Raw genomic sequence first — 24,332 nt, 5'->3', positions numbered from 1 at the left:
TATCGCTTGGGAAAGGGTAGGGGGGATAGAACTATTGGTGTAGGTTTTGTTAATAATCAAAGGAGCTGGAATTTAAAGCATACGAATATAGAATTGAGATTTGCCGATGCTATCTAATGGAAATAATTCCTTATCGGGCTCGAATGGTAGGCTGCAAATTACTTTTGAATTTGGATTTCTATAATATAGAAAGAGGGTGTTCGTAAATAACGAACACCCTCTCTATTCCTAATTAACTATATTCTAGTTATTCTGCTTTACCTCAGGATTTGAGTTTATTTCATCCTGTGGAATAACCCATTGCCATCTAACATCTCCAGCATTTACGCTAGTGGTATAGCACAATGTTGGGCTGTGATGACCTGCATAATCGGTATATATATGCTTTTTCTTATATGCCTTAAGCTCATCTTCTGTTGGATTAACAGGAGCTGCGGGATCTACAACCTTATCTATATTTCTTTCCAAAGAAGAATTTAGACGCTTAAGATCATAGAATCTAAAGCCTTCACCCCATAGTTCGATTCTTCTCTGAAGAAGGATCTCATTGATTAAGGCATCATCGGTACTAGTAGACTTTACATATGCATTGTCTCTTGTTGATACCAAGTCAAATAGAGTTTGTTGTGCGTCAGCGAATTTATTGCTTCTTGCTTCTGCTTCTGCTTTAATTAGGTACATTTCAGCAACTCTGATATAAGCAATATCTCCACGGCTATCGGAGTTCGCAGCCGCTCTAAACTTTCTTGACATGTAGGAGCAAACCAGAGCACTTGTGTTTACTTCAGGTCGAGCCTTTATGTCCATTCCGGTTAAAGAGAACATTGATTTACGAGCATCTGTTGCAGGCATTGCTTCGTATAGCTCTCGTGTAATAGACTTTGGATTCGTTCTAATGTTGGTAGAGCTGAAGTTCCAAGACATAAACGCAAAGTACGAGAAGAAATAGGTGGGCTGATCAGATGCTTGCTGTGTACCCCAGATCCATTCAGAGCCTTCTCCTGGATATGAGCTAAATACGCTGGGATAACCAGAGTCTTGCTGTAAATCTTTCTTGCTGAACAGCGAATGGCCCTTTATTGCAGCTGTAGCATTGGAAATAGCATCAGCCCAACGACCTGTGGTTAGAGCCACTCTGGCCTTTATGGCCTGTGAAGCTTGAAGGCTAATATCCGAGATTTGATTTGGATCTTTAGCATCTGCTAGTAGAATAATTGCCTCATCTAAGTCCTTGTTGATTTGGGCATATACTTCCTCTACGGTAGCTCTAGCTTGTGGGGTTACCGTCTGGGTTGTACGTAATACTACTCCTGGTTGTGAATTTGTCACGTTGGGATAGTCGTAACGCTGAGCATAGAGTTGAACAAGATTAAAGTAAGCCCAAGCTCTGTAGGTAAGGGCTTGCCCCATGATTTCCTTAAAGTTTGGATCAGTCTCTTGTGCCTTCAGGTTTTTATTTAATCCTTCGATTATTCCATTCACATTAAATATAACCCTATAGTAGAACTTCCAAGCATAAGTGGTATTTGTAGCTCTGGCATTTCTATGAGCATTCCACTTATAAGTATCATTCCACCATCCGTTACCAGCAGCACTCATGCACAAGTCTTCGCCAAGCAGATCTCTGATAATCATGTGCGATTGTTCCCCATTCTGATCCATCTGATCGCCTTGAGAGTATAGCAATCTGTGAATACCATTCAGTGCCGCACGTGCATTCTTCAAATCTGTGAAAACGATGCTCTCACTAATCTGATCTGTTGGTTTCGTGTCTAAAAAGTCTTTTTGGCATGCCCCAAGTGTGGTTAATGCCACTATGCTTAAAAGAAGTAATTTTTTCATCATCCAAATTTTAAAGCGTCAAATTAACTCCAAACGTAAAAATTCTGGCCATAGAGTAGGTGTTGCTGGTTACACCAGACATTGCCTCTTGTGGATTCATTCCCTTTCTTTTGCAGAAAAGGCTTAGGTTGTCACCAGAAACATAAGCGTTCATTCCTTTTATACCCATCTTGCTTAAGATAGATTCAGGGAAAGTATAGCCTAGCGAAATGTTTTTAATCGCTACATAGTTTGAGCTTGTCAGCCATCTTGTAGACGATGCCGTAAAGTTCGAGTTCTTAGCAGCATCAATTCTAGGGACATCTGTAATGTCGCCAGGCTGTTGCCATGCGTTTTTCAGATCAACATGCATAGCACCTCCTGCTGAATATCCCATAAGGCCGGCATAAGAATTATCGTAGGTTTTCCCCCCAAAAGCATAGGTTAACAAAACAGAAAGGTTTATACCTTTATAGCTGAAGGTGTTTGTCCATCCTCCAAAAACATCAGGGATCGAAGATCCTGAATACTCATACTTTGCCTTGTTTGGATCTGTAGTGTACTTTTTCCCATCGATAGTTCTGTAAATGTAAGGGGTTGCAACTTCATTAAAGGCAGCATCTCCTAGCTCATCATTATAGATGTACAGTCCTGCTCCATCGCGAGGATCTACTCCCGCCCATTGACGAAGGTAGTAATCGTAGATGCTATGACCTTCTTCCCATCTTTTGGTGCCACTAATTATCGTAGGATTCTCCTTTGGCATCTTTGTAACTTCGTTCTTGTAGCTAGTTGCATTTATCGAAGATGTCCATCTAAAGCCATCAGCCGTGTTAAGAACATTAGCGGTTAAGGAAACCTCGATACCTCTATTGTACATTGAGCCAATATTTTGAGGTTGGTAGAATACGCCCGCAGATAAAGGCATTGGAACATAGAACAGAAGATTGTCTGATTGTCTGTTAAACCATTCAACCGAACCAGTAAACCTATTTAGGAATCCAAAATCAACACCAATGTTGGTTTGCTTATTTGTTTCCCATGTTAGATTGTTGTTTCCCATTGTGGTTTTGGCGAGCATCCCAGTAACATTGCTCATGCCATTGTTATATCCTAATTCATATAAAGATTGATAGGGATAGAATGTCGAATATCCATCAGGATCGTTTAGCGAATTGTTGCCAGTTTCTCCGTAAGAGGCTCTTAATTTCAAAGAGTTAAGCCAATCGATATTGCGGAAGATATCCTCCTTGTATAGGTTCCAACCAAGGCTACCAGAAAAGAAGTTTCCCCATCTTACATCATCGCTAAAACGAGAAGAACCATCGCGTCGGAACGAAGCGGTTGCAAAGTACTTATCGTCATAGGTGTAGTTAATTCTAGAAAGGTAGCTTTCGATACGATCTTTGTCGGTCTTAGAGTTTAAATCGCTAATGTTTGTAAAGTTAGGGAATTCATTAATGCCTTCAAGAACTTGTCCTTGTTTCATTCCGTAGAGATAGTTGTACTCATACGAATAGAACTCGTGGCCAACAAGAACGTCTACGTTATGCTTACCAAAATCGTGCTTCCAAGTTAGCAACTGGTTTAATGTGATGCTGGTATTAATCCTGTTCGTTTTTTGGAAACGACCAGCAGGAGCACCATCTCCTAACTTTGTATTCTCGTACTTGCTATCAAGTCGGCTGCTCACGTAGTAACCTCCATTCAAAGAGAATTTAAAATCATAAGGAAGCATGATGTCGGCAAATGATTTGGCATCAAGCACGCTAATTTTCCTCTTTTGATTGTTCCACATCATCTCTGCTAATACGTTACGGCCTGCACTTGCACCCGAACCACGAGAACCATTTTGTCCATAATCGTATTGCTTATTGCCGAATGCATCTAGATCATAAGAGCCATCAGCGGCATGAAGATACACAGGGTAGATAGGTCCTATGCTTTTGGCAAAGAAGAATGGGTTTGCATAAGAACTGGCATCATCGCTTGTTGCGCTCAATAGGTTAGAGTTGGTAACCGTACCCGATAGGTTTGTACCTATCTTTAACCATGAAGTTGGGGTTACGCTTACGTTGGCACGAGCAGTAATTCGCTCATAGTCGGATTTCTTTACGTAACCATTTTCATTCAAGTAGCCTAAAGAGAAATAGTAATCAGAACTTTTAGAACCACCACTAGCAGATACGTTGTAGTCACCTCTTTGTCCTAAACGAGATAGCTCGTCAAACCAGTCTAAATCGTTGTAAGAAGAAAGAACTTTACCTCCAGCAATAAACTTGCCATCTGTGCCTACCACAGCATTGTCCGCAACCTTTGTCGTACCATCAGTTGTGATGATATTATACTTTAAAGCTTCTGCTATTAAATTTTTAGAGGCATCGGCGTTTGCCTTATCTAGAACTCCAGCACCAAGAACTCCCGCTTGCCATGTAGCCGCATTTGTATAAGTTGCAGCTCCGTAGCTGTAAGAGTTTCTTAAGCCTTGCCAAACTAATGGATAGTACTCAGTAGCGCTAACTCTTGAGTACTCTGGAATACCTCTGGTCGAAACACCATAGTTAACCTTTGCATTTACGGTGAATTGGTCGGTCTTTCCCTTTTTTGTAGTTACAATAACAACACCGTTGGCAGCTCTACTTCCGTACAATGAGGTTGCAGCAGCATCTTTAAGTACAGTCATACTTTCGATATCCGCAGTGTTTATATTAGAGATTCCACCATCATAGGGAATTCCATCTACTACGTATAAAGGATCGCTAGACGCATTAATAGAGCCAATACCTCTAATTCTAATTGTAGGAGCAGAACCTGGAGCTCCTAGACCTGGAGATACCTGCACCCCTACGGCTTGACCTTCTAGTGCTTTAATAGCATCAGATACGGGTCTTGTTTGCAACTCCTTGCTGCTAACAATGGCCGCAGATGTTGTCATGTTTGACTTTTTTACTGTACCGTAAGCCATTACAACAACCTCTTCGATCTTTTGGTTGTCTGGAACTAGACTGGCATTAGCGGTAGCACCTGTAATAGGAATTTCAAGTGTTTGATATCCCACAAATCTAAAAACAATAGTTTTAGCGTTAGCAGGAATGTTCTTCAGCAGGTAGTTACCGTTAACATCGGTAGTGGTACCTACTGTTGGTGCTTCTTTGATAAGCACACTTGCTCCGATAATAGGTTGGTTGTCGTCCGAGCCAACAACCTTACCAGAGACTTGCTTGGTTTGTCCTAACGCCGAACCAACGCCGAAGACAACCATCGTTACGAGTAACGTCAGAAATCGCCTCATAATAGTTTTTTTAGCAGTTTATTATTCGTTTGTTAATTTGGAATAGGCGTAGATTTGCTACATGTCAGATCAGGCCGTCATCCGGGGGGCAAAGATATAACAGACATTTGCAAATCCTAGTGGATTGAAAGCGTTTATGGGCATTCAGGCTTTCTAAAATATTGAATAAAAAGTTACATTTAGCAGTATTCTGCTAGGCTGGTTTATGAGAATGTGCCTTGTAATGTATAGAAATACAAATACATACTAGTTTGTTGGCTTATGTTGTTTTTTGTTATTCTACCATTAGATCTAGAGTGTTAAATTTAACGCATAAAGGCGAAAGTGGTGATGAAAAGCCTTTTTAAACGGTGAAAACTGTAACAGAAATAAAGAAAATGCGGGCTATTTCTTTTAGGTTAAAATTTGGAGGCCTTATTTTGGTGGAGGTCGTATTGCTACCAAATATGAATGTACCTCGGGAAGTTTGCCATGTTTTACTATTTTTGAATCTTCATTTAATAAAACAGCGTTGGCAGTGGAAAAGAAATACGTAGAAACCCCCTTGATGAAGCAGTACTACGATGTAAAGTCAAAGCATCCGGATGCTATTTTGCTTTTTAGGGTGGGCGATTTCTACGAAACGTTTGGGGATGATGCAATTCGTGCAAGCGAGATACTCGGGATTACTCTAACCAAAAGGGCTAATGGTTCAGCTTCTTCTGTCGAATTAGCCGGCTTCCCTCACCATGCGATAGATAACTATTTGCCAAAGCTCGTTAGGGCTGGACAACGTGTTGCAATATGCGAACAGCTCGAAGATCCAAAGCTAACCAAGAAAATAGTTAAGCGTGGGATTACGGAGCTGGTGACTCCTGGTGTGTCGTATAACGATAACGTTCTTGAACATAAGGAAAACAACTTCCTTGCCTGTGTTAACATTGATAAAAAAGTTGCAGGAGTTGCATTTCTTGATGTGTCGACAGGCGAGTTTTATGCAGCGCAAGGTGGATTCGACTATGTAGATAAGCTGCTCTGTAACTTTTCGCCTAAAGAGGTTCTATACCAACGTGGATTTGAGCATGAGTTTGAGTCTCATTTTGGATCAAAATATTATACCTATAAGGTTGACGAATGGGCTTTTGGTAATGAGATAGGTTATGAGAGGCTGCTGCGTCATTTTCAAACATCATCGCTTAAGGGTTTTGGAATAGAAGATCTTACGCATGCCATAGCTGCGGCTGGAGCCATTCTTTACTATTTAGATATCACACAGCACCATCAGCTGGCTCACATACGATCAATTGCAAGGTTAGAAGAGGATCGGTACGTTTGGCTCGACAGGTTTACCATTCGTAATCTTGAGCTGTTTTCTTCGGTTAATGAAAATGCAAAGACGCTTATCAGCGTCATCGATCAAACCATATCGCCTATGGGAGGGCGCCTAATTAAGCGTTGGGTTGCTCTGCCTCTAAAGGATATAGCTTCGATTAACACTCGCCTTAATGTTGTAGAATACCTTATTGCTAATGAAGTATTCCGCGAGGATTTGGCACAGCATATCTATGAAGTTGGCGATTTAGAGCGTATAATATCGAAGGTTGCTGTTGGTCGAGTTAGCCCCCGTGAGGTTGTTCAGCTTAAGAGTGCTCTTTGGGCAATAAAGAAAATCAAAGAGAAAGGCTTGGCTGCTGAAAATAACGCATTAAAAGATTTGGCGGAGCAGCTAGCCTTGTGTGAGGGGATTCGTCATCGTATCGAAACAGAAATTCTCCCAGATGCGGCAAGCCAGCTTGGTAAAGGAAGCATAGTAGCCAATGGAGTTAGTCCTGAACTTGATGAACTTCGTGCTATAATGATGCACGGAAAGGATTTCCTTCAACAGATTCAGCAGCGCGAAATAGAACGTACGGGTATAACTTCCCTAAAAATCAGCTATAACAACGTATTTGGCTACTATATCGAAGTTCGTAATACGCATAAGGAGAAAGTCCCTGCAGATTGGATACGAAAGCAAACATTGGTTAGCGCAGAGCGTTATATTACAGAAGAACTAAAGCTGTACGAAGAAAAAATACTAGGGGCAGAGGAAAAAGTGCTGGCGATAGAGCAGCGCCTTTTCAACGATTTAGTATCGGCCATTGTTGAATATGTTGCTCCAATACAGTTAAATGCGTCGTTGGTTGCTCGGCTAGATTGTTTGATCGGATTTGCAAAGGTGGCGCTTGCTAATGATTACTGTCGTCCGCTACTTGTCGATTCTGATGTTCTTGATATAAAGAATGGTCGACACCCCGTAATTGAGAAACAGCTTGCGGTAGATCAGCAGTATATTGCAAATGACGTTAGCTTGGATTCTAAAAATCAGCAGATCATAATAATTACAGGACCTAATATGGCAGGTAAGAGTGCTCTGCTTCGGCAAACAGCGCTCATTGTGCTTATGGCACAGATTGGCTGTTATGTTCCTGCTTCTTCTGCTAAAATTGGAGTTGTCGATAAAATATTTACAAGAGTTGGTGCTACAGATAATATATCGCAGGGCGAATCAACGTTTATGGTTGAAATGTTGGAGGCTGCCAGCATCTTGAACAACTTATCCTCACGAAGTTTAGTGCTACTTGATGAAATAGGAAGAGGAACAAGTACATACGATGGAATCTCGATAGCATGGTCTATGGTGGAGTACATCCATGAGCATCCTCATGCTAGAGCCAAAACCCTTTTTGCTACCCACTACCACGAGCTTAACGAGATGGAGGCCTCGTTTGATAGAATAAAGAACTACAACGTTTCTGTAAGAGAAGTGGATGGAAAGGTTCACTTTTTGCGAAAGTTGGTAAAGGGCGGAACAGAGCATAGTTTTGGTATTCACGTGGCGCAGATGGCTGGGATGCCTCGTAGTGTTGTAGAGCGTGCTAATGAAATTCTCAAGGAACTGGAGAAGGCTCATCGACGGAGTTCGTTGGAGAAGCCTGTTGACCAATTGGCTTCGCATCGGGAGGGACTTCAGCTCAGTTTCTTTCAGCTAGATGATCCGGTTCTGAAAAAAATTAGAGATGAGATAAAAGGGTTAGATATCAATAATCTAACGCCTATAGAAGCGCTTAATAAACTTAACGATATAAAGAAAATAGCAGGGCTTTAGATAAAATGGTCTAATTGTCTTTGGAGATTAGATCAAAAAGGCTAAATTTGCACTCGCAAATCGGAAGTCGTAGAGTTTCGATTCTGTTCGTTGAAATAGTTGCGGAAATAGCTCAGTTGGTAGAGCACAACCTTGCCAAGGTTGGGGTCGCGAGTTCGAGTCTCGTTTTCCGCTCAAGTTGCCTGGATGGTGGAATAGGTAGACACGCAGGACTTAAAATCCTGTGGCCATTGCGGCTGTGCGGGTTCGATTCCCGCTCCAGGTACTTTTAAGAGCCAATTGCTTAAAGTAAAGCAGTTGGCTCTTTTCTTTTTAAGGTTGTTCGTAGATTAATCAAAAGTACTACGTTCTGTATATTTTGAAAACATGTGAATCGTAAGTCGTGTAGCGAAGGAGCAGGCGCAATTTTCGACTAATCTTGAGATTCTGCGAATGGGGGGGCTTCGTGCCTAGAGTCTCTTCTATATAGTCGCTCCAATTATATTGCAGTGCTCGCCATCTCATAAGCGTGTAAACGTTCAAGGCTGGAAGGGGGGCTGCATTAAGTTAAGTCTGTTATTTTGGAGAGCGACGTTGGCTGGTTGCACAATATAAGGTTGCTAAAGAGGGGGGCACGCCGCTTAGTAGGTTATTTACTTATGGGGCACTAGGGAAAATTTATCTATAATTGACACCTTCCGTCAATGAGCCTTTCCTGAGGCCGATAAGCAAGGCTTGACTGGGATAGTATACTTCGAAGAGTTTTAAAATTGGGAGCAAAGGCCTTGTTGATACAGTAAATTTCTTAAATTGTGCGGATGAATTGATGCCGAAAGGCATACGTCTAAAGGATAAAATATGGCAACTTTTTCTGTGGTAATATCAAGGGTTAAGAATTCGGTTCCTGATTTGTCGAATTTGGATTGCAGTTTTGACAATTTTAGGGATGCGTTCGGATATTTTGGTGAGTTATGTGACAGATATGACGTTGATTATGAGTTTAAGGGTGAAACGACAACTACTGCAGGTGGTGCCGGCTATGACTATTCTATTCGATTGAATGTAGAGGGAGTAGAAGAACCGCAATTCCAGAACTATTGCATATGCGGCTGCTGAACAATTGAATGTTCTTGCTGAACAAATAAAGAAACAAGGAGCACGTTCTGTACCCCTTGCTTATATTATATTAGTACTTGTACTCAAAATCTTTCAGAGAGCCCATTAGTTTTTGGCGTGAAAAGAAGATGCGGCTTTTAACCGTTCCTATTTTAAGGTTTAGCATTTCGGCAATTTCCTTGTATTGAAAACCTGAGTTATGCATTTGAAAAGGTATTCTAAACTCGTCTTCGAGGAGGTCAACCTTTTTGCTTATTTCACTGTGAGAAAACTCCGCTTCTGGATTTATTTGGTCAGGTTTGCTATTCATCAAATACTGGTTGTCGCTTGTATCAAAAGTTGTATTCTGCTTTAGATTTTTGCGGTAGTTGTTGATGAAGGTGTTTTTCATGATGGTGAAAGTCCATGCCTTCAAATTGGTGTTGTCCTCGAACTTGTCCTTGTAGGTTAATGCCTTCAAGAATGTTTCTTGTAGTAAGTCTTTGGCATCCTCTCTGTTTGCAGTGAGGCTGTACGCGAAGCGTTCAAGACTAGGCTCTAAGTTGAGCAATTGGGTACTAAATTCAGCTGCAGTCATGGATGTAGTTTTTTTGTTGTGTTTATTTAAACTAAATCAATATAACATTGACAAATTTACCTGTTTCTACAGATATTCAAACATCCCATTGTTGGTTGATCCTTGTATCTAAGAATCAGTCTAAATAACAACAGCCAGTATTGTTGAGAAATCAAACAGTTACACCTTTTGTACGAATTGATTCTAAATAGACAATTCCTTAGGGGGACTGTTATTACAATTTACAAATAGGGGCACCGCTAATTCAGCTCTTTTAAGCTAATAAAAATTAATAGAAGATTTTTTTGTAAAAAAAACATTTTCGCTTATAAAAAACTACGAAATGAGGCATATTGCATTTTTTACAATTGTCACATATTCAATGTTTTGTATTTATAGGCTGGCTTTGTGGAGGTTAATGTAAATTATACTTACAGGTTTTTATTCTGGTTGCAAGCAACCTTACAAAGGTTGCTTGCAAGATAGACGCCTAATAAGAAAGGGGGCGTCTTTATTTCTAATGTGGTATAAGATAAGTTGATGCAATTAGAGCATTCTTATAATTGTCATGCCATCTCTGAGAGGCATAATCACATTTTGAACATGAGGATCGTCCTGAACAATCTTGTTGAACTCTAGGATTCCTCTTGTGTAATCATCAGTGGGGGTAGGTGTTTCGATAACTTTACCATCCCATAGTACATTGTCGGCTAGTATAAATCCATTGGGCTTGATAAGCCTCTTTGCCATTTGATAGTATTGAGGGTACTCTCGCTTATCTCCATCTATGAATATAAGATCGAATTTGATGCCTAGCAAAGGGGCTAGGTCTAGAGCCGAACCAATATGTTGTACAATTCGATCTGTAAGGTTGCTTTGGGATATGAATTGGGCAGCAAACTCCTCGAGTTCATCATTAATCTCGAAGGTGTGCAGCACGCCGTTTGGTGCAAGTCCTTTTGCAAGACAGATGGCTGAATATCCTGTAAATGTGCCTATTTCCAATATGGTTTCAGGTTTTACCATAAAGCTTACCATCTCCAAAATCTTTCCTTGCAGATGACCTGACACCATTCGAGGTTGAAGAACCTTTAAGTGGGTTTGCCTATTGAGTTCTGTAAGTATGCCATCTTCTTTTGTTGTGTGGCTGAGAATGTAACGCTCAATTTCTAAGTCTTTTGCTAGCATTCTAGTTGTATGTTAACGATGAAAGGGTGCTTGTGTCGAATATCTCGTTTGCTATATCAAGCAGTTTTTCTGATGTTATGGCATTTATTTTGGCTGCAATAGTCTCCATGCTGTCGATGGTGTTGTAAACGAGTAAACTTTTGGCATTGGTGAGCATAACTTGCTCGTTGCTTTCTCCCGAAATGGCAAGCTGGCCCAAGACCTGCTTTTTGGCTTTGTGAAGCTGCAATGTTCCTAGTTTTTCATTCTGAAGTCGCTTCATTTCGCTAAAAATTAGAGCACTACTTTTTTCAAAGTTGGTCTTGTCTGTTCCAAAGTAAATGGTAAAGGTCCCAGTATCGGTATATGGAGTAAAGGAAGATTCCACATTATAGGTTAGGCCATGTTTCTCTCGTAGTGCGAGGTTAAGGCGTGAGTTGGGTGCTGGACCTCCAAGTATATTGGTGAGTAGCAGTAGCGGTATGCGCTTTTCGTCGCTGTAGGCATAACCGCGTCGGCCTATAATGCAGTGTGTTTGATAAGTATTTTTTGAAATGGTTTTAGTAAAGGGGGTGTAGGGTAAAACTTCATTTCGGATGTACTGTCTTGGATTAGCAGCGATTCCTCCAAAATGCTTTTCTACAATTTTGAGGGCTTTCTCGGGACTAATTTTGCCAATGCTCGAAAACACCATTTGATCGGTATTGTATGTTCGTGCAATGAAGTTTAGGATGTTGTCCCGGGTAAACTGTTTGATTTGCTTTTTCGTACCAAGAATGTTGTGCCCTAACGAAGTTCCATTGAAAAGCAAATCCTCAAAATCGTCAAAGATAAGATCTGCTGGGCTATCCTTGTACGAGTTTATTTCGTCTATAATTACTTCTTTTTCTTTTTCCAGCTCTTTTAGTGGAAATGTGGAGTTAAAGACTATGTCCGATATTAGTTCTACTGCTTTTTCGAAGTCTCCTTTCAAAATGGTTGCATGAACCGCAGTGTCTTCTTTTGAGGTATAGGCATTTAACTCTCCACCAACATCTTCTAATCTAGAGTTGATATGAAAGGTCTTTCTTTTTTTAGTTCCTTTAAATATTACATGCTCGATAAAGTGGGCTAACCCATGCTCGTTGGCCAGCTCGTCGCGAGTCCCGGTGTTAATAGTAAGTCCACAGTGTGTAACTGCCGATTTATTGTACTGATGTATGAATCGAATCCCGTTTGAGAGTTGGGAAATATGAATGTTCATATGCAAAGTTTGAGCAAAGGTAGCAATCTTAATAGTAAAAGTGGCTAGAGTTAGGATGTGGAGTGGTGTTTAACCTTCTTTTGTCTGTGGGATATACTTGATTCTTAGAATTTGTTGAAAATCGTACGGGTAGATTCAAAAAAATGCGTTGGTTGCTGTTGCAGAATTGGAAATTTGAAGTACCTTTGCAACGTCTTTGAAAGAAGGCAGATTTGTAAAGATGGTGCCATAGCTCAGTTGGTAGAGCAAAGGACTGAAAATCCTTGTGTCCCCGGTTCGATTCCTGGTGGCACCACCATCAAAGCGCAGCAGTAACGTTGCGCTTTTGTTTTGAAAAAATCAGGTAGCATCAGCCTGAATATAAAAGGTGCCATAGCTCAGTTGGTAGAGCAAAGGACTGAAAATCCTTGTGTCCCCGGTTCGATTCCTGGTGGCACCACAAGCCTAAACGAAAGTTTAGGCTTTTTCGTTTCTGAACCTCCCCTTCATGCGTATATTTGCAATACAATCTTTTCTTTGTACAGGGAAATTAATAAAACAATTTGCGATATGAGAAAATTACTTGTTTGTACTGTTGTTGCAGCAGTGTTTTTGGCGTCATGCTCTACAGTGCCTGTGACGGGGCGTAGGCAGCTATCGCTGGTTTCTTCTGGCGAAATGGTTACCCTTGGAGAGCAAAACTACAAGCAAACCTTGCAGCAGTCTAAGCTGTCGACAAATAAAGCTCAAGTTGATAGAATAAAGAGAGTAGGTAGTCGAATACAAAAGGCTGTAGAGCAATACATGAGCCAAAACGGAATGGCCTCTCAACTGGAGGGTTTTAATTGGGAGTTTAATCTTATAGAGAATGATACGACAGTCAATGCATGGTGTATGCCAGGTGGTAAAGTTGCATTTTATACAGGTATTCTTCCTATTTGTAAGGATGATAATGGCATTGCTGTTGTCATGGGTCACGAAATTGCTCACGCAATAGCTAACCATAGCGGGGAACGTATGTCGCAGGCAATGGCATTAGAACTAGGGGGACAAGTTGGTTCTATCCTGTTAAGTGGGAAAACTCAACAAACCCAGCAAGCGTTCCAGCTTCTTTATCCAATAGGATCTCAGGTTGCTGTAATTCTTCCTTACAGCCGTAGCCATGAGCTAGAGGCCGACAAAATGGGTTTAATATTCATGGCAATGGCTGGTTACAACCCCGAAACTGCAATTCCTTTTTGGGAGAGAATGGCTGCTTCTAGTGGCGGAGGAAGACCTCCTCAGTTCTTGTCAACTCACCCTGCCGAGCAAGCTCGTATAGATAAGATTAGAGCAGTGCTCCCAGAAGTCATGAAATACTACAAGCCTGCTAATAATAAGTAGGACTAAAGAGGTTTTGACATAAAAGAGGCGGTGGACATGATCTACCGCCTCTTTTTTTGCTATTTGAATTAATTCTTTACTCTTTCGATACGTAGGTTGTTGATATAACCTTAAACTCAGTGCGTCGGTTTAGCTGATGGGCGATGTCTTTTTTCTCGTCGCTATCGAGGATGGCTATATTCTGGTCGTTTAGTACTGTGCCTATGGTTAAGAACGGGTATTGCTTGGCAATTTGCTCGTCAACGATTTTAGGGGCTGACGAGGCATAGCCCTTTGCCCGTAATCTCTCGATCGGAATACCTTTTTCTATAAGATAGTCAACGGCAGCCTGTGCTCTATTTTGCGAGAGCTTGTAGTTGTACTCTAACCCCCCGCGGCTGTCGGTGTGGCTACCTAACTCTATAATAATTGAGGGGTTGTCGTTTAGCGTTTCTATAAGCATGTCAAGAGCAGCGGTAGATTCGGGTTTAAGTTCCCACTTGTTAAAGTCGTAGAATATGTTTGGAACCTCTACCGGCTTTTCGTAGGATGTCATCTCTACATTATAGGTATACTCTTTGCTTCCTTTAATGTCGAAAGTACTAACCTTATACTTGCCATTCAAGTATCCTTTTCGGGTAGAGATTACTATGTAGTCCGTATTAGGCTTCATCATAAACTTAAAAAAGCCATCAGCCCCCGTTTGGGTGTTAACGGTGGTGCCGTCGTTGCCAAGCATCTTTACAATAGAGCCATCTAGCGGTTTCTTGCTTTTTGAGTCTACTATAGTTCCTGAAATATTGATGGCAATAGGAGGGAGATGGAACATGTATACGTCGTCTTCACCTTTTCCTCCTGGTCGGCGAGAGGTAAAGTATCCAGTTTCCTTTCCTGGTAGGAATGTTATTCCAAAATCGTCGGACGAAGAGTTTATTGGGTATCCCATATTTTCAACTACGTAGCCGTTCCCTTTTTGTTTGGAGAGGAAGATGTCGTATCCGCCCATTCCGGGACGTCCGTTAGATGCAAAGTAAAGGGTGCCATCTGGATGAATGTAAGGGAACGCCTCGTTGCCAATAGTATTAATCTCTGCACCTAGATTTTGAGGTTTTCCCCATTCTCCTTTGTCGCTGTCTCTAGTAACTTTCCAGATGTCAAGGCCGCCGATGCCTCCGCTAAGGTTTGATGCAAAGTAAAGCGTTCTCCCATCTGCAGAAAGAGATGGATGTGTTACCACCACGCTGTCTGCGGCAATAGGGATTAGGATCGGATTGCCATATCTGTCACCTTCCTTTTTGGCCATGTATATCTCGCATCCCATTTGCTTACGCTTGGCTATACGCGCGCGCGAAAAGTAAACCTCTGAACCATCTTGGTTGAACGTGCAAGTAGCTTCTTCAACGTCGCTGTTTATACCGGGTACGGGTTTGGGGGCAATCCATTTTTCCCGTTTGTCGAGTTCGCTTACAAAGATGTCAGAAAACTCTTCGCCTGTAGCGTAATGTATGTTTATTCCTGTTGATGTTATTCGCGATGATGAAAAAAAGAGCTTTTGAGGCTCGCTTGGAATTATAGCTGGCGAAAAATCGTTTGTTTTACCATTGATAAAAGGTAGGGGGTCAATTACGTAGCTAGTAGGGGCTTGCTTAAGCTTTTGAGCGAGTTCTACAGATTGAATTCCAACGTTGGCAATAGGGCTGTTGGGCTTAAGTTTTTTATACTCTTCGAAGTTGCTTTTTGCCTTTTCGTAATTCTCGTTGGAGAGTAGCGTGTTGGCATAGTTTAAATAGAATTCGGGAGTATTAAATCCTTTTTCTTCTGCTTTTTCGTAGTAGATTTCAGCTTGACGGGTTTGGCCAATAAGCCTGTAGGCTTCGGCTGTTTTATAGAATATCTCGCCTCTGCGCTCTTTGGGCATTGCCTGTACAAAGTCCGAATTTCTGTACGTTTTTATGGCTTCGGTGTACGCGCCTGCTTTGAATAATGCGTTAGCTTTATCGTACAGTTCTTGTTGCCCGAATGCGGAAATGCTTAAGCAAACCAGCGTCAATACTACTATAGGTACTTTTTTACTCATAATCTTTATATTGTTATGATGGCTATGCTCTTCAAATATAGCGTATAAGAGCAAATTATTAGCACATTTTATACAAACATCTTCTTTTTCTTTATTGCTGTTCCTTTTTCTTTTAGCGGAACGTATCGTTGGATGCTTATTTGTATTGAGGTTACTACAATTGTAAGTAGAATAGGTATTATCGAGTTGTTAAATTGCTGTGGAAAGTTGCCCCAGAGTGCAAGTAGGAGTAAGGCAATTATCCCAACTGAAAAAAAGTAGTAGCGGGAGAATTTGCTGATAGCCTTTTTCCCTGCAGCACGAAACATGATGATGTTGAAGGGAAGAGCCCACAATAGGTTTAGATTGTTTCTTAGGGCATCGTGATCTGTTGCAAACGAGGTGAGCGTTAGCACTATCCCGAGTAGCCCTAGCGAAAAGTAGAAAATAGCGCTGAAGATTCGGGAAAACTGCTTTGCCGAAAAACCAATCAGCGATAGCGTTAGTATTGCGAAGAAAATGGAGATTGGGGTAATAAAGTTTACCGTTTCAAATGGCTCTTTAATGTCGGTGAGCAGTGATCGTGATTGGATGGCTAATTTTTCTCCATTTTTTAGAGAACTTGCTTCTACGAGCTGTTTCATGTACTCGGGCAGAAACATTTTTTCCCTATTGTTGGTAACCTTATCGCTAGGAAGGCCTATGGCTAGGTCTATTCCGAGGTCGACCCATGGGTAGTTGGTAAGGAACTGCTTTAGCAGCTGCCTATAGGAGAGCTGCGCGTAGCTGGTTTTTGCTGAACTAAAAACGGTGCTGTCGGACAATCCCTCTTCGATGACATCTCTTATGCGGGTTGCGCAGTTGTCGTCTAAAAAGGCATATCGATAGAACCTGTTCTCGGGGCGATAATTTTCCTCTAACAAGGATATTATTTTCTTTTTTTGATCGCTTGTTAGGTTCAGAATTTGCTCTGTCATCGCCCTTTCTTCCCAAAGATAGCTTTGGTACACCTGGCTGAATGTATTTAGAGCGAGCATGTAGTCGAGGCGACCCGATACAAACTTTAAGCCAAAATTAGGCGTGTCGAAATCAAATGTTCCAAAGTTATAAACGTCGTCTATTCCATGTAGAGGATCTTGGATTCGAATGGCGCTATGGCCGAAAAGCGAGTAAAGTTCGGTACCTGGCGATACCGTTAGTAAGCTTACCGATACATTCCTGTAGCTTTCGGCTTTTAGAAAAATGCTTGATAGCAAAATACTTGCAACAAGTAAAAGGCGTCTAATCATTTCTGCGAAGGTTACTTCAAAAAGCATTCTAAGATAGACAAAGAATTAGGAAATTCAGCGTTTTAGGATGGGATATAAAACAAAAAAGCGTCCGCTACTCCGCGGTCGCTTTTTTTCGGTTAAGGTTTAGCTATAAGAAAGTTTGAGGTTTGAAAGGTTTTGCTACCTAAACTTAAATATATAAGACCAACAGCCAAATAACTTTTCATTAACTTAACTGCTTGCAAAGATATTATTTCTATTGAAGAATTAACTTTTTTAAGCAAAAAAAAGAAGAACAAATGCAAAAAAATAAATGCAGAAAGGGGCGGACTAGTTGCAACGATTAGGGAAACAGACCAATACTTTATTGGCTACGGCCGTGTTTTTGGAGCAATGAAATGGTTTTTGGAAATGTTTTTGTCTGTTAATGGTTGTTGTTGATTTTTTGTGGTGCTGTTGCTGTTGTAAGTGTTAGATTCGCATAAAAAAAGAGATATGGCAAGCGAAAAAAACTACGACCCCCAAATGCATAGCGCGGAGCACATCCTAAACCAGACGATGGTTAGAATGTTCGGAACATCTCGATCGTTTAGCAACCATGTTGAGCGCAAGAAAACGAAATGCGACTACCATTTTGACAGGGGTCTTACCGAACTCGAAGAGCTTGCTTTGGCCGACGAGGTGAACCGCGTGATAGGGTTGGATCTTCCTGTTCGCTCTCGATTCGTAAGCAGGCAGGAGGCTGAGGTGATGTTTGACCTGTCGAGGTTGCCCGAGGATGCCGGTGATGTGTTGCGTATTGTGGATATTGGCGATTTTGATAGCTGTCCATGTATTGGGCCGCACGTTGCATCGACAAAAGAAATAGGAGCGTTTAGGTTGGTTTCGACAAATTTTGAGGAAGGCGTGTTGCGCATCCGCTTTAAGCTAGATAGGCCTGCTTGAAAATTGGTGGGGCTTTTATAGTGCAGGGGTGGTTTCTGTAAACTCCTGATTTTTCAGGTTGGGGGTGGCTTTTTTTATAGGGTGTAAGCAAGAATACAGCAAACAGCTTCAAGGGAAAACCTATATGTGGGTTTTCCCTTTTTAATTGATACTTGCTGTATTTTTATATTCCATGAAATCAACAATGTAGTATTTGTTGTGTAAAGTGTATCGTTTTTGAGAAAATAGGGGTTTACTTTGACATGAGTTGCTTTTATTTTGAATGGTTTGGCTTTAAAATAGGGGTGTCTGCGTAAAAAGTGCTAAAAAATCGAGAAATAAGTCTGAAAAATATGGGTGGTGATGATAAATGTATATTTTTGAAGCCGGAACTAAAAAATTAGGTTATGGCAACGCTTCGCTTTAGAGCACTATCAGAATTGGCAAGCAAGAAAGCTGAACGATTTTCTCCGAGCACTGAGAATATCTCAAAGTATTTCAGCGAAAATGTATTTAACCGCGCAAAAATGCGTCAGTACCTTTCTCCAGAGGCATACGATGCAGTAATAAGCGCCGTTGAAGAAGGACGTAGAATCGATCGTAAGGTGGCCGATCAGATTGCAGCGGGCATGAAGGCTTGGGCAATGGATCGTGGAGCAACCCACTACGCTCACTGGTTCCAACCCTTGAATGATACTACCGCAGAGAAGCACGACTCGTTTTTTGAGCCTCTTCGTAGCGGAGGTTCTTTCGAAACGTTTAAGGGATCGATGCTCGTTCAGCAGGAGCCTGATGCTTCCAGCTTTCCAAGCGGAGGACTTCGTAATACCTTCGAAGCTCGCGGGTATACCGCGTGGGATCCTTCATCGCCTGCCTTTGTGCTCGAAGGAACATTGTGTATTCCTACCATTTTTGTAGCCTATACCGGCGAAGCGCTCGACTTTAAAACGCCCCACATCAAATCGCTTAATGCGCTTGACAAGGCGGCTACCGAGGTATGCCAGTACTTTGATAAGGATGTTAAGAAGGTAAACGTAACCCTTGGCTGGGAGCAGGAGTACTTCCTTGTAGACGAGGGGCTGTTCCTTGCACGTCCTGACCTGATGGTGTCGGGCCGTACCCTAATGGGCAATATCTCGGCAAAGGATCAGCAGCTCGAGGACCACTACTTTGGTTCTATCCCCAATCGGGTTAAGGCCTTTATGGAAGACTTCGAGGTTGAGTCGTACAAGCTGGGCATTCCGTTGAAAACCCGCCACAACGAGGTTGCGCCAAACCAGTACGAGTGCGCGCCAATGTTCGAGGAGGCTAACCTGGCTGTAGACCACAACCTGCTTCTTATGACCCTGATGCATCGCATCGCACGTCGCCATAAGCTTCGCGTTCTTTTCCACGAGAAGCCATTTAAGGGAATCAACGGATCGGGTAAGCACGCTAACTGGTCGCTGATGACCGACAACGGCACCAACCTGCTATCTCCAGGGAAAACGCCAAAGACCAACACCCAGTTCCTGACCTTCCTGATTAACACCATGAAGGCCGTAGACGAGCACGCTCCGGTTCTGCTTAGCAGCATCGCCAGCTTCTCGAACTCGCACCGCTTGGGCGGCAACGAGGCGCCTCCATCAATCATGTCGGTATTCCTGGGTACAACCCTGTCGAACATCCTCGATCAAATTGAGGAGCGCATTACCGACAAGAAGCTGAGCCCCGACGAGAAAACCGAAATTAAGCTGGATATCGGCCGTATACCGGATATCCTTTTAGATAATACCGACCGTAACCGTACGTCGCCTTTTGCCTTCACCGGAAACCGCTTCGAGTTCCGTGCCGTGGGCTCGACCAGCAACGTGGCATCGCCGCTACTGGTGCTTAACACCGCAGTTGCCCAGCAGCTGGTTAAGTTTAAGATAGAGGTTGATGCGCTTATCGAGAAGGGCGTAAAGAAGGATGAGGCAATTCTTCAGGTGCTTCGCCAGATTATCGTAGAAACCAAGCGTATCCGCTTCGAAGGGAACGGCTACAGCCAGGAGTGGAAGGAAGAGGCAGAGCGCCGCGGTCTTGCCAGCATCCAGGATCTGCTGGTTGCCCTTAAAGGCTTCCTCGATCCTAAGGCGATTGCCCTATTCGAGGAGTTTGGCGTGCTCAACCTTTCGGAGATCCACTCGCGCTACGACGTTCGCCTAGAGGCGCTGGTTAAGAAGATTCAGATTGAGGCTCGCCTGCTGGGCGATTTGGCAACCAACCACATCATCCCAACGGCAATTAAGTACCAAAACACCCTTATCGACAACCTTAAGGGGCTGAAGGAGGTGCTCGGCAACGAGGCAAAGTCGTACTCGGAGCCTCAAATCGAAACCCTGAAGATGATTTCGGATCACGTTATGGTAATCCGTACCAAGGTAAACGAAATGGTAGAGCAGCGTAAGGTGGCCAACAACACCGAAGAGCTCGAGGCTAAGGCTTCGCACTACTACTACAAGGTGCTCCCCTACTTCGAGGAGATCCGCTACCACATCGACAAGCTGGAAACGCTTATCGACGACGAGCTGTGGCCTCTTCCTAAGTACCGCGAGCTGCTGCTGCTCATCTGATAGTATATAAAAGAAATCCTAAAAGGTCAGCTTTAGGTTTATAGTCCGTCCTTTCCCACAGGAAACCGCGAAGGTCTCTTGTGGGATTTTTTTATTCCCACCGTTAGCTTATCGTTCGCTATAGAGTGCGAATGTTGCCTAAAATGGCCCTCCCGCTGCTGGCTGTGGCACGGCTTATGATACGGAGGTGGAGGAATCTTTAAACTACACTGAATGAGGAAGACTGCACTAGCAATGCTGATGCTGGCCCTGCTGGCCGGGGCTATTGGCTGTACGAAGGACGACGACGTGGCTCCGGCACCTAGCAGCACGAGCACCCCAGCGCCCAGCACGGGCTCCTCGGGCTCCACCACCGGGACATCAACCGTCGATAAAACAACCATGCTTAGGCTGGTGAACGAGGCTCGCAAGAAAGGGTGCAGCTGTGGCGCTACCTACATGCCGCCTGTCGATACGGTTGTGTGGAACAGCAAGCTCGAGCAGGCCGCGCTGCTCCACAGCCAGGATATGAACAAGAACAGCTACTTCGACCATACGGGGCTCGATGGATCGACCCCCGCAACGCGAATAACCGCCGTAGGCTACACATGGCAGGCCGTTGGCGAGAATATCGCCCGGGGGTACACCTCCGAAAAGGCCGTTGTAGATGCCTGGCTCGCCAGCGAGGGGCACTGCAAGAATATCATGAACAAGCTCTTTACGGAAATGGGCGTTGCCCGCGACGGCAACTACTGGACCCAGGAGTTCGGCAAACCCCTAAAGTAGCTGCTCCTAGGCGCAGCTTACATGAGGCTTCCCTGCACAGGGAGGCCTTTTTTATGTGCGCCATCTTTAACAAGTTTCCTAAAAAAGGGCAGATAGAGGGGCTGTAGGGCTATTATGAAGAAAAAATGAACAAATAAGCTAAAAATAATTTGCATAATTAATAAGAGTTAACTAGTTTCACGCTTAGATTTTCGAATAACGATACGGCTAAGGATATTTTACGAGATGCAACTGCTAGGGCAACTGGGCCTATTATACTTCCGTAAGCATCCTTCCGCATTCGAGGAAATCAAAGTAGCAAAGAAAATTTTTAAGGACAGGCGTACCAGCCTAGCGTTAGGTTAGTACGAGCAGGTGGCCAAAAGTAAAAACACGCAGAGGTGTTAGTACAAACGGGCGGCCAAAAGTAAAAACACGCAGAGGTGTTAGTACAAACGGGCGGCCAAAAGTACAAACACGCGGAGGTGTTAGTACAAGCAGGTGGGCGAAAGCACAAACACGCGGAGGTGTTGGTACAAGCCGGTAGACGAAATCACAAACACGGGATTGAGTTGGGCTAATTTGGAAGAGGGTGTTGGATACCATGTCAAGAATAGTAAGATTAGACTGATTTGACTTATAGACAACTAAACGCTTTTCTGTTATGAACAAATTATCATTGCACAATTTTGCTGTTGACGACATCAGCAGCGTATGTAGGATTATCGTTGAAGAGGCCGGAAAATGTGTTATCCCCGAGGCCAAAACCCACGAATCGTTTGCCCACCTAAACGTGTGCTACGGAGAGTTTAAGGGTAGCCTACTGCGCGATAAGGCGAGCGAGAATACGAGCAAGGCTCGTGCCGCCGACAAGCGCCGCGACGATGCGGCAGTGGGTATTTTCGTCAACCTCGACGGTATGCTCTACTCGCCCAACGCCGTAAAGCGGGGTAAGGCCGAGGTGCTCAGCGGCAGGCTGGCCAAGTTTAGGGGGATTCAGGAGCTGCCCGACACCAAGGAGTCTTCGCAGGTGATTTCGCTTATAGCCGTGCTCGATGAGGCGGAAAATACCCAGCTTGTGAAGGATTTGGGGCTCGAAGAGTTTGTCGTAGAGCTGAAGGCTGCAGAGGCCGAGTTCGAGAGCTTGTGGAGCGATCGCGAAACCGATGTTACAGCCTATCGCAATAGCCTTGCCGCTACGTCGCTTCGCCGTAGGGTGGAGGCATCCGTAAACCGCTACTACGACTACGTGTTCTTCAACGCCGAGTTCAGCGGTAAGCCCGAGTGGCGCCAGCTGCAGCAGGAGATCTACAGCCGCTACCTCACCATCCGCCAGAAGTACAATACAACTAAGCTCGACGAGAAAAACGTCGGCTAGTCACTGCCCTAGTTTTTAAGTTGTGCAACGGTCTGCCTGCAAGGGTGGGCCGTTGCTTTTTGGGGCGGTAGCCCAAAAGAAAGCGGCACCCGATCCTGCGGATGCCGCTTTGCTTATTTATAGGGTTAAACCTTGTTCTATACCGCCTATCCGGCATGCCGAACCCGATGCCGAACCTGAGGCACCTTGCGGGTTGCCTGTATGATGTGAGGCTCGGAGTGTGGCAGTGGAGCAGAAGTCTCGTGGCCCATCCATAGTGGGGCAGGAGGAGGTGGAAGCATGCCCCAGTCGTGATGGCGATGGTGCTTTGCTTTGGCTCTTCGTACCTTTCGGCTTACGGCCTTTTCGGGAACGCAGTAGGGCCTACCCTCTAGGTCGTAAACAATTCGCATTGGCTTGTCTGGTGCTTTCATAGCTTCGAGCTTTATAGGGAAACATCGTGCTTTACGGTGGTTATACGTAGGTGGGGCGGGTTTGGTTGAGGTTTTTGGGTGGGATTTCGGGGCTATTCAGATTTAATCCCTAGCGGGATTATGCTCCGAATTGAATGGGGGCTTTTCCTGAAAGGCGCTTTTAGTAAAAGAGACGTGATTATTTTGGATCGAAGAGAAACCTGTAGGAATTTAGTGCGAAGTTTACCGGGTTTCCTTTAGTTGGGCTTGAACCTTTCGAATTCAATATATAATGGGAAACAAGAATCCCGATGATTTTAGGTTATTCCCTTCCTTTTTGGGTGAAGGAAAAACCCGTAGGGTTTAACGTGAATAGCCCCGAATGAAATTTTGGGAAAAGAGATGACGAATGTACCAACCGCGAAGCGGTTGAATGTCGTGGCTTTTATTTTTTTGCTAACTTGTTTGCTGTAAACCAATATTCTTAGCCGTTAACGCCAATCGCTATGAAAACATACACCCAAATTATCTACCATATTGTTTTCAGCACCAAGGGTAGGGCAAGATGCCTCCTGATGCCTCAGCGAGAATCGCTGTACCGATATATATGGGGAGTGCTCAAAAACAAGGATTGCCATCTATACCGGATAGGTGGAGTTGAGGATCACATCCATATTCTAACGTCTATTCATTCTTCATTAGCAGTTTCCAACTTGGTAAAGGATCTCAAGTTGGGCTGCACCGACTATATAAAAAGGGAGCGGTTATTCCCTAATTTTGTTGGTTGGCAAGATGGCTATGGAGCCTTTACCCTTGCCTTTTCGGATAAAGATCGCGTAGTTGAATACGTAAAAGGTCAGGAGGAACATCATCAAAAGGTTTCGAGTAGAGATGAGTTTCTCTCAATGCTCCGTGATTATGGTGTTTCGTTCGAAGATGCACATATTGACTAACGCTATTCAACCGCTTCGCGGTTGCTTTTCATCATCGCCATTGTACCCCGAATTTCATTCGGGGCTATTCACATTTAATCCCTAGCGGGATTTTTCCGCGAATCGATAGGCTGCTTATCTGAAAGGTGCTTTTAGCGAAAGAGAGGAGAATACACTGGATCGAAGAGAAAACCCGTAAGAATATAATACGAAGTGTGCCGAATTCCTTTAGTTAGTTTTGAGCCTTTCGAACTCAATATAAGAATCCCGATTATGCCGATGATTCTTGGTTATTCCTTTCCTTTTTGGGTGAAGGAAAAACCCGTAGGGTTTAACGTGAATAGCCCCGAATGAAATTCGGGGGAAAGAGGGACCGAAAATGCCAACCGCGGAGCGGTT

At 43.4% G+C, this 24,332-nt stretch carries 15 protein-coding genes and 4 tRNA genes; 11 read left to right on the top strand and 8 right to left on the bottom strand.

All coding sequences use genetic code 11. The annotated features are described in order from the left end of the window. Positions 1-243: 243 nt before the first annotated feature. Positions 244-1,842: a RagB/SusD family nutrient uptake outer membrane protein gene (locus CLV25_RS06385; protein WP_131838797.1), complete on the bottom strand. Its 1,599-nt coding sequence runs from the start codon at positions 1,840-1,842 to the stop codon at positions 244-246. 10 nt (positions 1,843-1,852) lie between these two features. After that, positions 1,853-5,113, bottom strand: a complete 3,261-nt coding sequence (locus CLV25_RS06380) for a SusC/RagA family TonB-linked outer membrane protein (protein WP_131838796.1) — start codon at positions 5,111-5,113, stop codon at positions 1,853-1,855. 547 nt (positions 5,114-5,660) lie between these two features. Between CLV25_RS06380 and mutS the strand changes: the two genes are divergently transcribed. From mutS to CLV25_RS06365, 3 genes are all read left to right on the top strand, one after another. Then, a complete protein-coding gene (gene mutS, locus CLV25_RS06375) occupies positions 5,661-8,240 on the top strand; it encodes a DNA mismatch repair protein MutS (RefSeq protein WP_207895597.1) in 2,580 nt (859 codons plus the stop codon). A 101-nt stretch (positions 8,241-8,341) separates the two neighbouring features. Beyond that, positions 8,342-8,414, top strand: a tRNA-Gly gene (locus CLV25_RS06370). A gap of 6 nt (positions 8,415-8,420) precedes the next feature. Next, positions 8,421-8,505, top strand: a tRNA-Leu gene (locus tag CLV25_RS06365). A 900-nt stretch (positions 8,506-9,405) separates the two neighbouring features. Here the strand turns inward: CLV25_RS06365 and CLV25_RS06360 are convergent. The 3 genes from CLV25_RS06360 to CLV25_RS06350 all read right to left on the bottom strand — a co-directional run bounded on the left by CLV25_RS06360 (position 9,406) and on the right by CLV25_RS06350 (position 12,301). Next, positions 9,406-9,912: an RNA polymerase sigma factor gene (locus tag CLV25_RS06360; protein ID WP_131838794.1), complete on the bottom strand. Its 507-nt coding sequence runs from the start codon at positions 9,910-9,912 to the stop codon at positions 9,406-9,408. A 525-nt stretch (positions 9,913-10,437) separates the two neighbouring features. Next, entirely contained in the window at positions 10,438-11,079 is a 642-nt protein-coding gene (locus tag CLV25_RS06355; RefSeq protein WP_131838793.1) for an O-methyltransferase, read from the bottom strand. A 1-nt stretch (position 11,080) separates the two neighbouring features. Continuing rightward, the gene (locus CLV25_RS06350) at positions 11,081-12,301 is read right to left on the bottom strand and encodes a M16 family metallopeptidase (RefSeq protein ID WP_131838792.1); all 1,221 of its coding nucleotides are present in this window, start codon (positions 12,299-12,301) and stop codon (positions 11,081-11,083) included. A 222-nt stretch (positions 12,302-12,523) separates the two neighbouring features. Here CLV25_RS06350 and CLV25_RS06345 point away from each other — a divergent pair. The 3 genes from CLV25_RS06345 to CLV25_RS06335 all read left to right on the top strand — a co-directional run bounded on the left by CLV25_RS06345 (position 12,524) and on the right by CLV25_RS06335 (position 13,663). Continuing rightward, positions 12,524-12,599, top strand: a tRNA-Phe gene (locus tag CLV25_RS06345). 68 nt (positions 12,600-12,667) lie between these two features. After that, positions 12,668-12,740: transfer RNA gene (locus CLV25_RS06340), tRNA-Phe, on the top strand. Positions 12,741-12,850: 110 nt separating this feature from the next. Beyond that, positions 12,851-13,663, top strand: a complete 813-nt coding sequence (locus tag CLV25_RS06335; protein WP_131838791.1) for a M48 family metallopeptidase — start codon at positions 12,851-12,853, stop codon at positions 13,661-13,663. A 76-nt stretch (positions 13,664-13,739) separates the two neighbouring features. Here the strand turns inward: CLV25_RS06335 and porE are convergent, their stop codons facing one another. Continuing rightward, on the bottom strand, positions 13,740-15,719 hold the full coding sequence (gene porE, locus CLV25_RS06330; RefSeq protein WP_131838790.1) for a PorE family type IX secretion system protein: 1,980 nt from the start codon (positions 15,717-15,719) through the stop codon (positions 13,740-13,742). Positions 15,720-15,787: 68 nt separating this feature from the next. Next, positions 15,788-16,987, bottom strand: coding sequence for a lipoprotein N-acyltransferase Lnb domain-containing protein (locus CLV25_RS06325; RefSeq protein ID WP_165877013.1), 1,200 nt, complete (start codon positions 16,985-16,987; stop codon positions 15,788-15,790). Between the two features lie 477 nt (positions 16,988-17,464). Here CLV25_RS06325 and CLV25_RS06320 point away from each other — a divergent pair, with 477 nt between their 5' ends. The 4 genes from CLV25_RS06320 (at position 17,465) to CLV25_RS06305 (ending at position 22,609) form a co-directional block, all read left to right on the top strand. After that, positions 17,465-17,914, top strand: coding sequence for an alanyl-tRNA editing protein (locus CLV25_RS06320; RefSeq protein WP_165877012.1), 450 nt, complete (start codon positions 17,465-17,467; stop codon positions 17,912-17,914). A 386-nt stretch (positions 17,915-18,300) separates the two neighbouring features. After that, the gene (locus CLV25_RS06315) at positions 18,301-20,487 is read left to right on the top strand and encodes a glutamine synthetase III family protein (RefSeq protein ID WP_131838788.1); all 2,187 of its coding nucleotides are present in this window, start codon (positions 18,301-18,303) and stop codon (positions 20,485-20,487) included. Between the two features lie 213 nt (positions 20,488-20,700). Then, entirely contained in the window at positions 20,701-21,252 is a 552-nt protein-coding gene (locus CLV25_RS06310; protein WP_131838787.1) for a CAP domain-containing protein, read from the top strand. Positions 21,253-21,895: 643 nt separating this feature from the next. Beyond that, positions 21,896-22,609 carry a DUF6261 family protein gene (locus tag CLV25_RS06305; RefSeq protein WP_131838786.1) on the top strand — a complete coding sequence of 238 codons (714 nt, stop codon included), beginning with the start codon at positions 21,896-21,898 and terminating at the stop codon, positions 22,607-22,609. Positions 22,610-22,755: 146 nt separating this feature from the next. On the opposite strand, the gene CLV25_RS06300 is transcribed toward CLV25_RS06305, so the two are convergent. Further along, positions 22,756-23,022, bottom strand: a complete 267-nt coding sequence (locus CLV25_RS06300; protein WP_131838785.1) for a hypothetical protein — start codon at positions 23,020-23,022, stop codon at positions 22,756-22,758. A 485-nt stretch (positions 23,023-23,507) separates the two neighbouring features. On the opposite strand from CLV25_RS06300, the gene tnpA reads away from it, so the two are divergent. Continuing rightward, complete coding sequence (tnpA, locus tag CLV25_RS06295; RefSeq protein WP_131838784.1) at positions 23,508-23,954, top strand: IS200/IS605 family transposase; 447 nt, start codon at positions 23,508-23,510, stop codon at positions 23,952-23,954. Positions 23,955-24,332: the final 378 nt, after the last annotated feature.

Source organism: Acetobacteroides hydrogenigenes, from assembly GCF_004340205.1.
Classification (GTDB): domain Bacteria; phylum Bacteroidota; class Bacteroidia; order Bacteroidales; family ZOR0009; genus Acetobacteroides; species Acetobacteroides hydrogenigenes.
This window is presented reverse-complemented; position numbering and strand designations above follow the sequence as displayed.

What these genes read in the sequence shown, in the direction of transcription:
- CLV25_RS06385 (WP_131838797.1), bottom strand. Translation starts at nt 1,842, where the DNA reads ATGAAAAAATTACTTCTTTTAAGCATAGTGGCATTAACCACACTTGGG.
- CLV25_RS06380 (WP_131838796.1), bottom strand. Translation starts at nt 5,113, where the DNA reads ATGAGGCGATTTCTGACGTTACTCGTAACGATGGTTGTCTTCGGCGTT.
- mutS (WP_207895597.1), top strand. Translation starts at nt 5,661, where the DNA reads ATGAAGCAGTACTACGATGTAAAGTCAAAGCATCCGGATGCTATTTTG.
- CLV25_RS06360 (WP_131838794.1), bottom strand. Translation starts at nt 9,912, where the DNA reads ATGACTGCAGCTGAATTTAGTACCCAATTGCTCAACTTAGAGCCTAGT.
- CLV25_RS06355 (WP_131838793.1), bottom strand. Translation starts at nt 11,079, where the DNA reads ATGCTAGCAAAAGACTTAGAAATTGAGCGTTACATTCTCAGCCACACA.
- CLV25_RS06350 (WP_131838792.1), bottom strand. Translation starts at nt 12,301, where the DNA reads ATGAACATTCATATTTCCCAACTCTCAAACGGGATTCGATTCATACAT.
- CLV25_RS06335 (WP_131838791.1), top strand. Translation starts at nt 12,851, where the DNA reads ATGAGAAAATTACTTGTTTGTACTGTTGTTGCAGCAGTGTTTTTGGCG.
- porE (WP_131838790.1), bottom strand. Translation starts at nt 15,719, where the DNA reads ATGAGTAAAAAAGTACCTATAGTAGTATTGACGCTGGTTTGCTTAAGC.
- CLV25_RS06325 (WP_165877013.1), bottom strand. Translation starts at nt 16,987, where the DNA reads ATGATTAGACGCCTTTTACTTGTTGCAAGTATTTTGCTATCAAGCATT.
- CLV25_RS06320 (WP_165877012.1), top strand. Translation starts at nt 17,465, where the DNA reads ATGGCAAGCGAAAAAAACTACGACCCCCAAATGCATAGCGCGGAGCAC.
- CLV25_RS06315 (WP_131838788.1), top strand. Translation starts at nt 18,301, where the DNA reads ATGGCAACGCTTCGCTTTAGAGCACTATCAGAATTGGCAAGCAAGAAA.
- CLV25_RS06310 (WP_131838787.1), top strand. Translation starts at nt 20,701, where the DNA reads ATGAGGAAGACTGCACTAGCAATGCTGATGCTGGCCCTGCTGGCCGGG.
- CLV25_RS06305 (WP_131838786.1), top strand. Translation starts at nt 21,896, where the DNA reads ATGAACAAATTATCATTGCACAATTTTGCTGTTGACGACATCAGCAGC.
- CLV25_RS06300 (WP_131838785.1), bottom strand. Translation starts at nt 23,022, where the DNA reads ATGAAAGCACCAGACAAGCCAATGCGAATTGTTTACGACCTAGAGGGT.
- tnpA (WP_131838784.1), top strand. Translation starts at nt 23,508, where the DNA reads ATGAAAACATACACCCAAATTATCTACCATATTGTTTTCAGCACCAAG.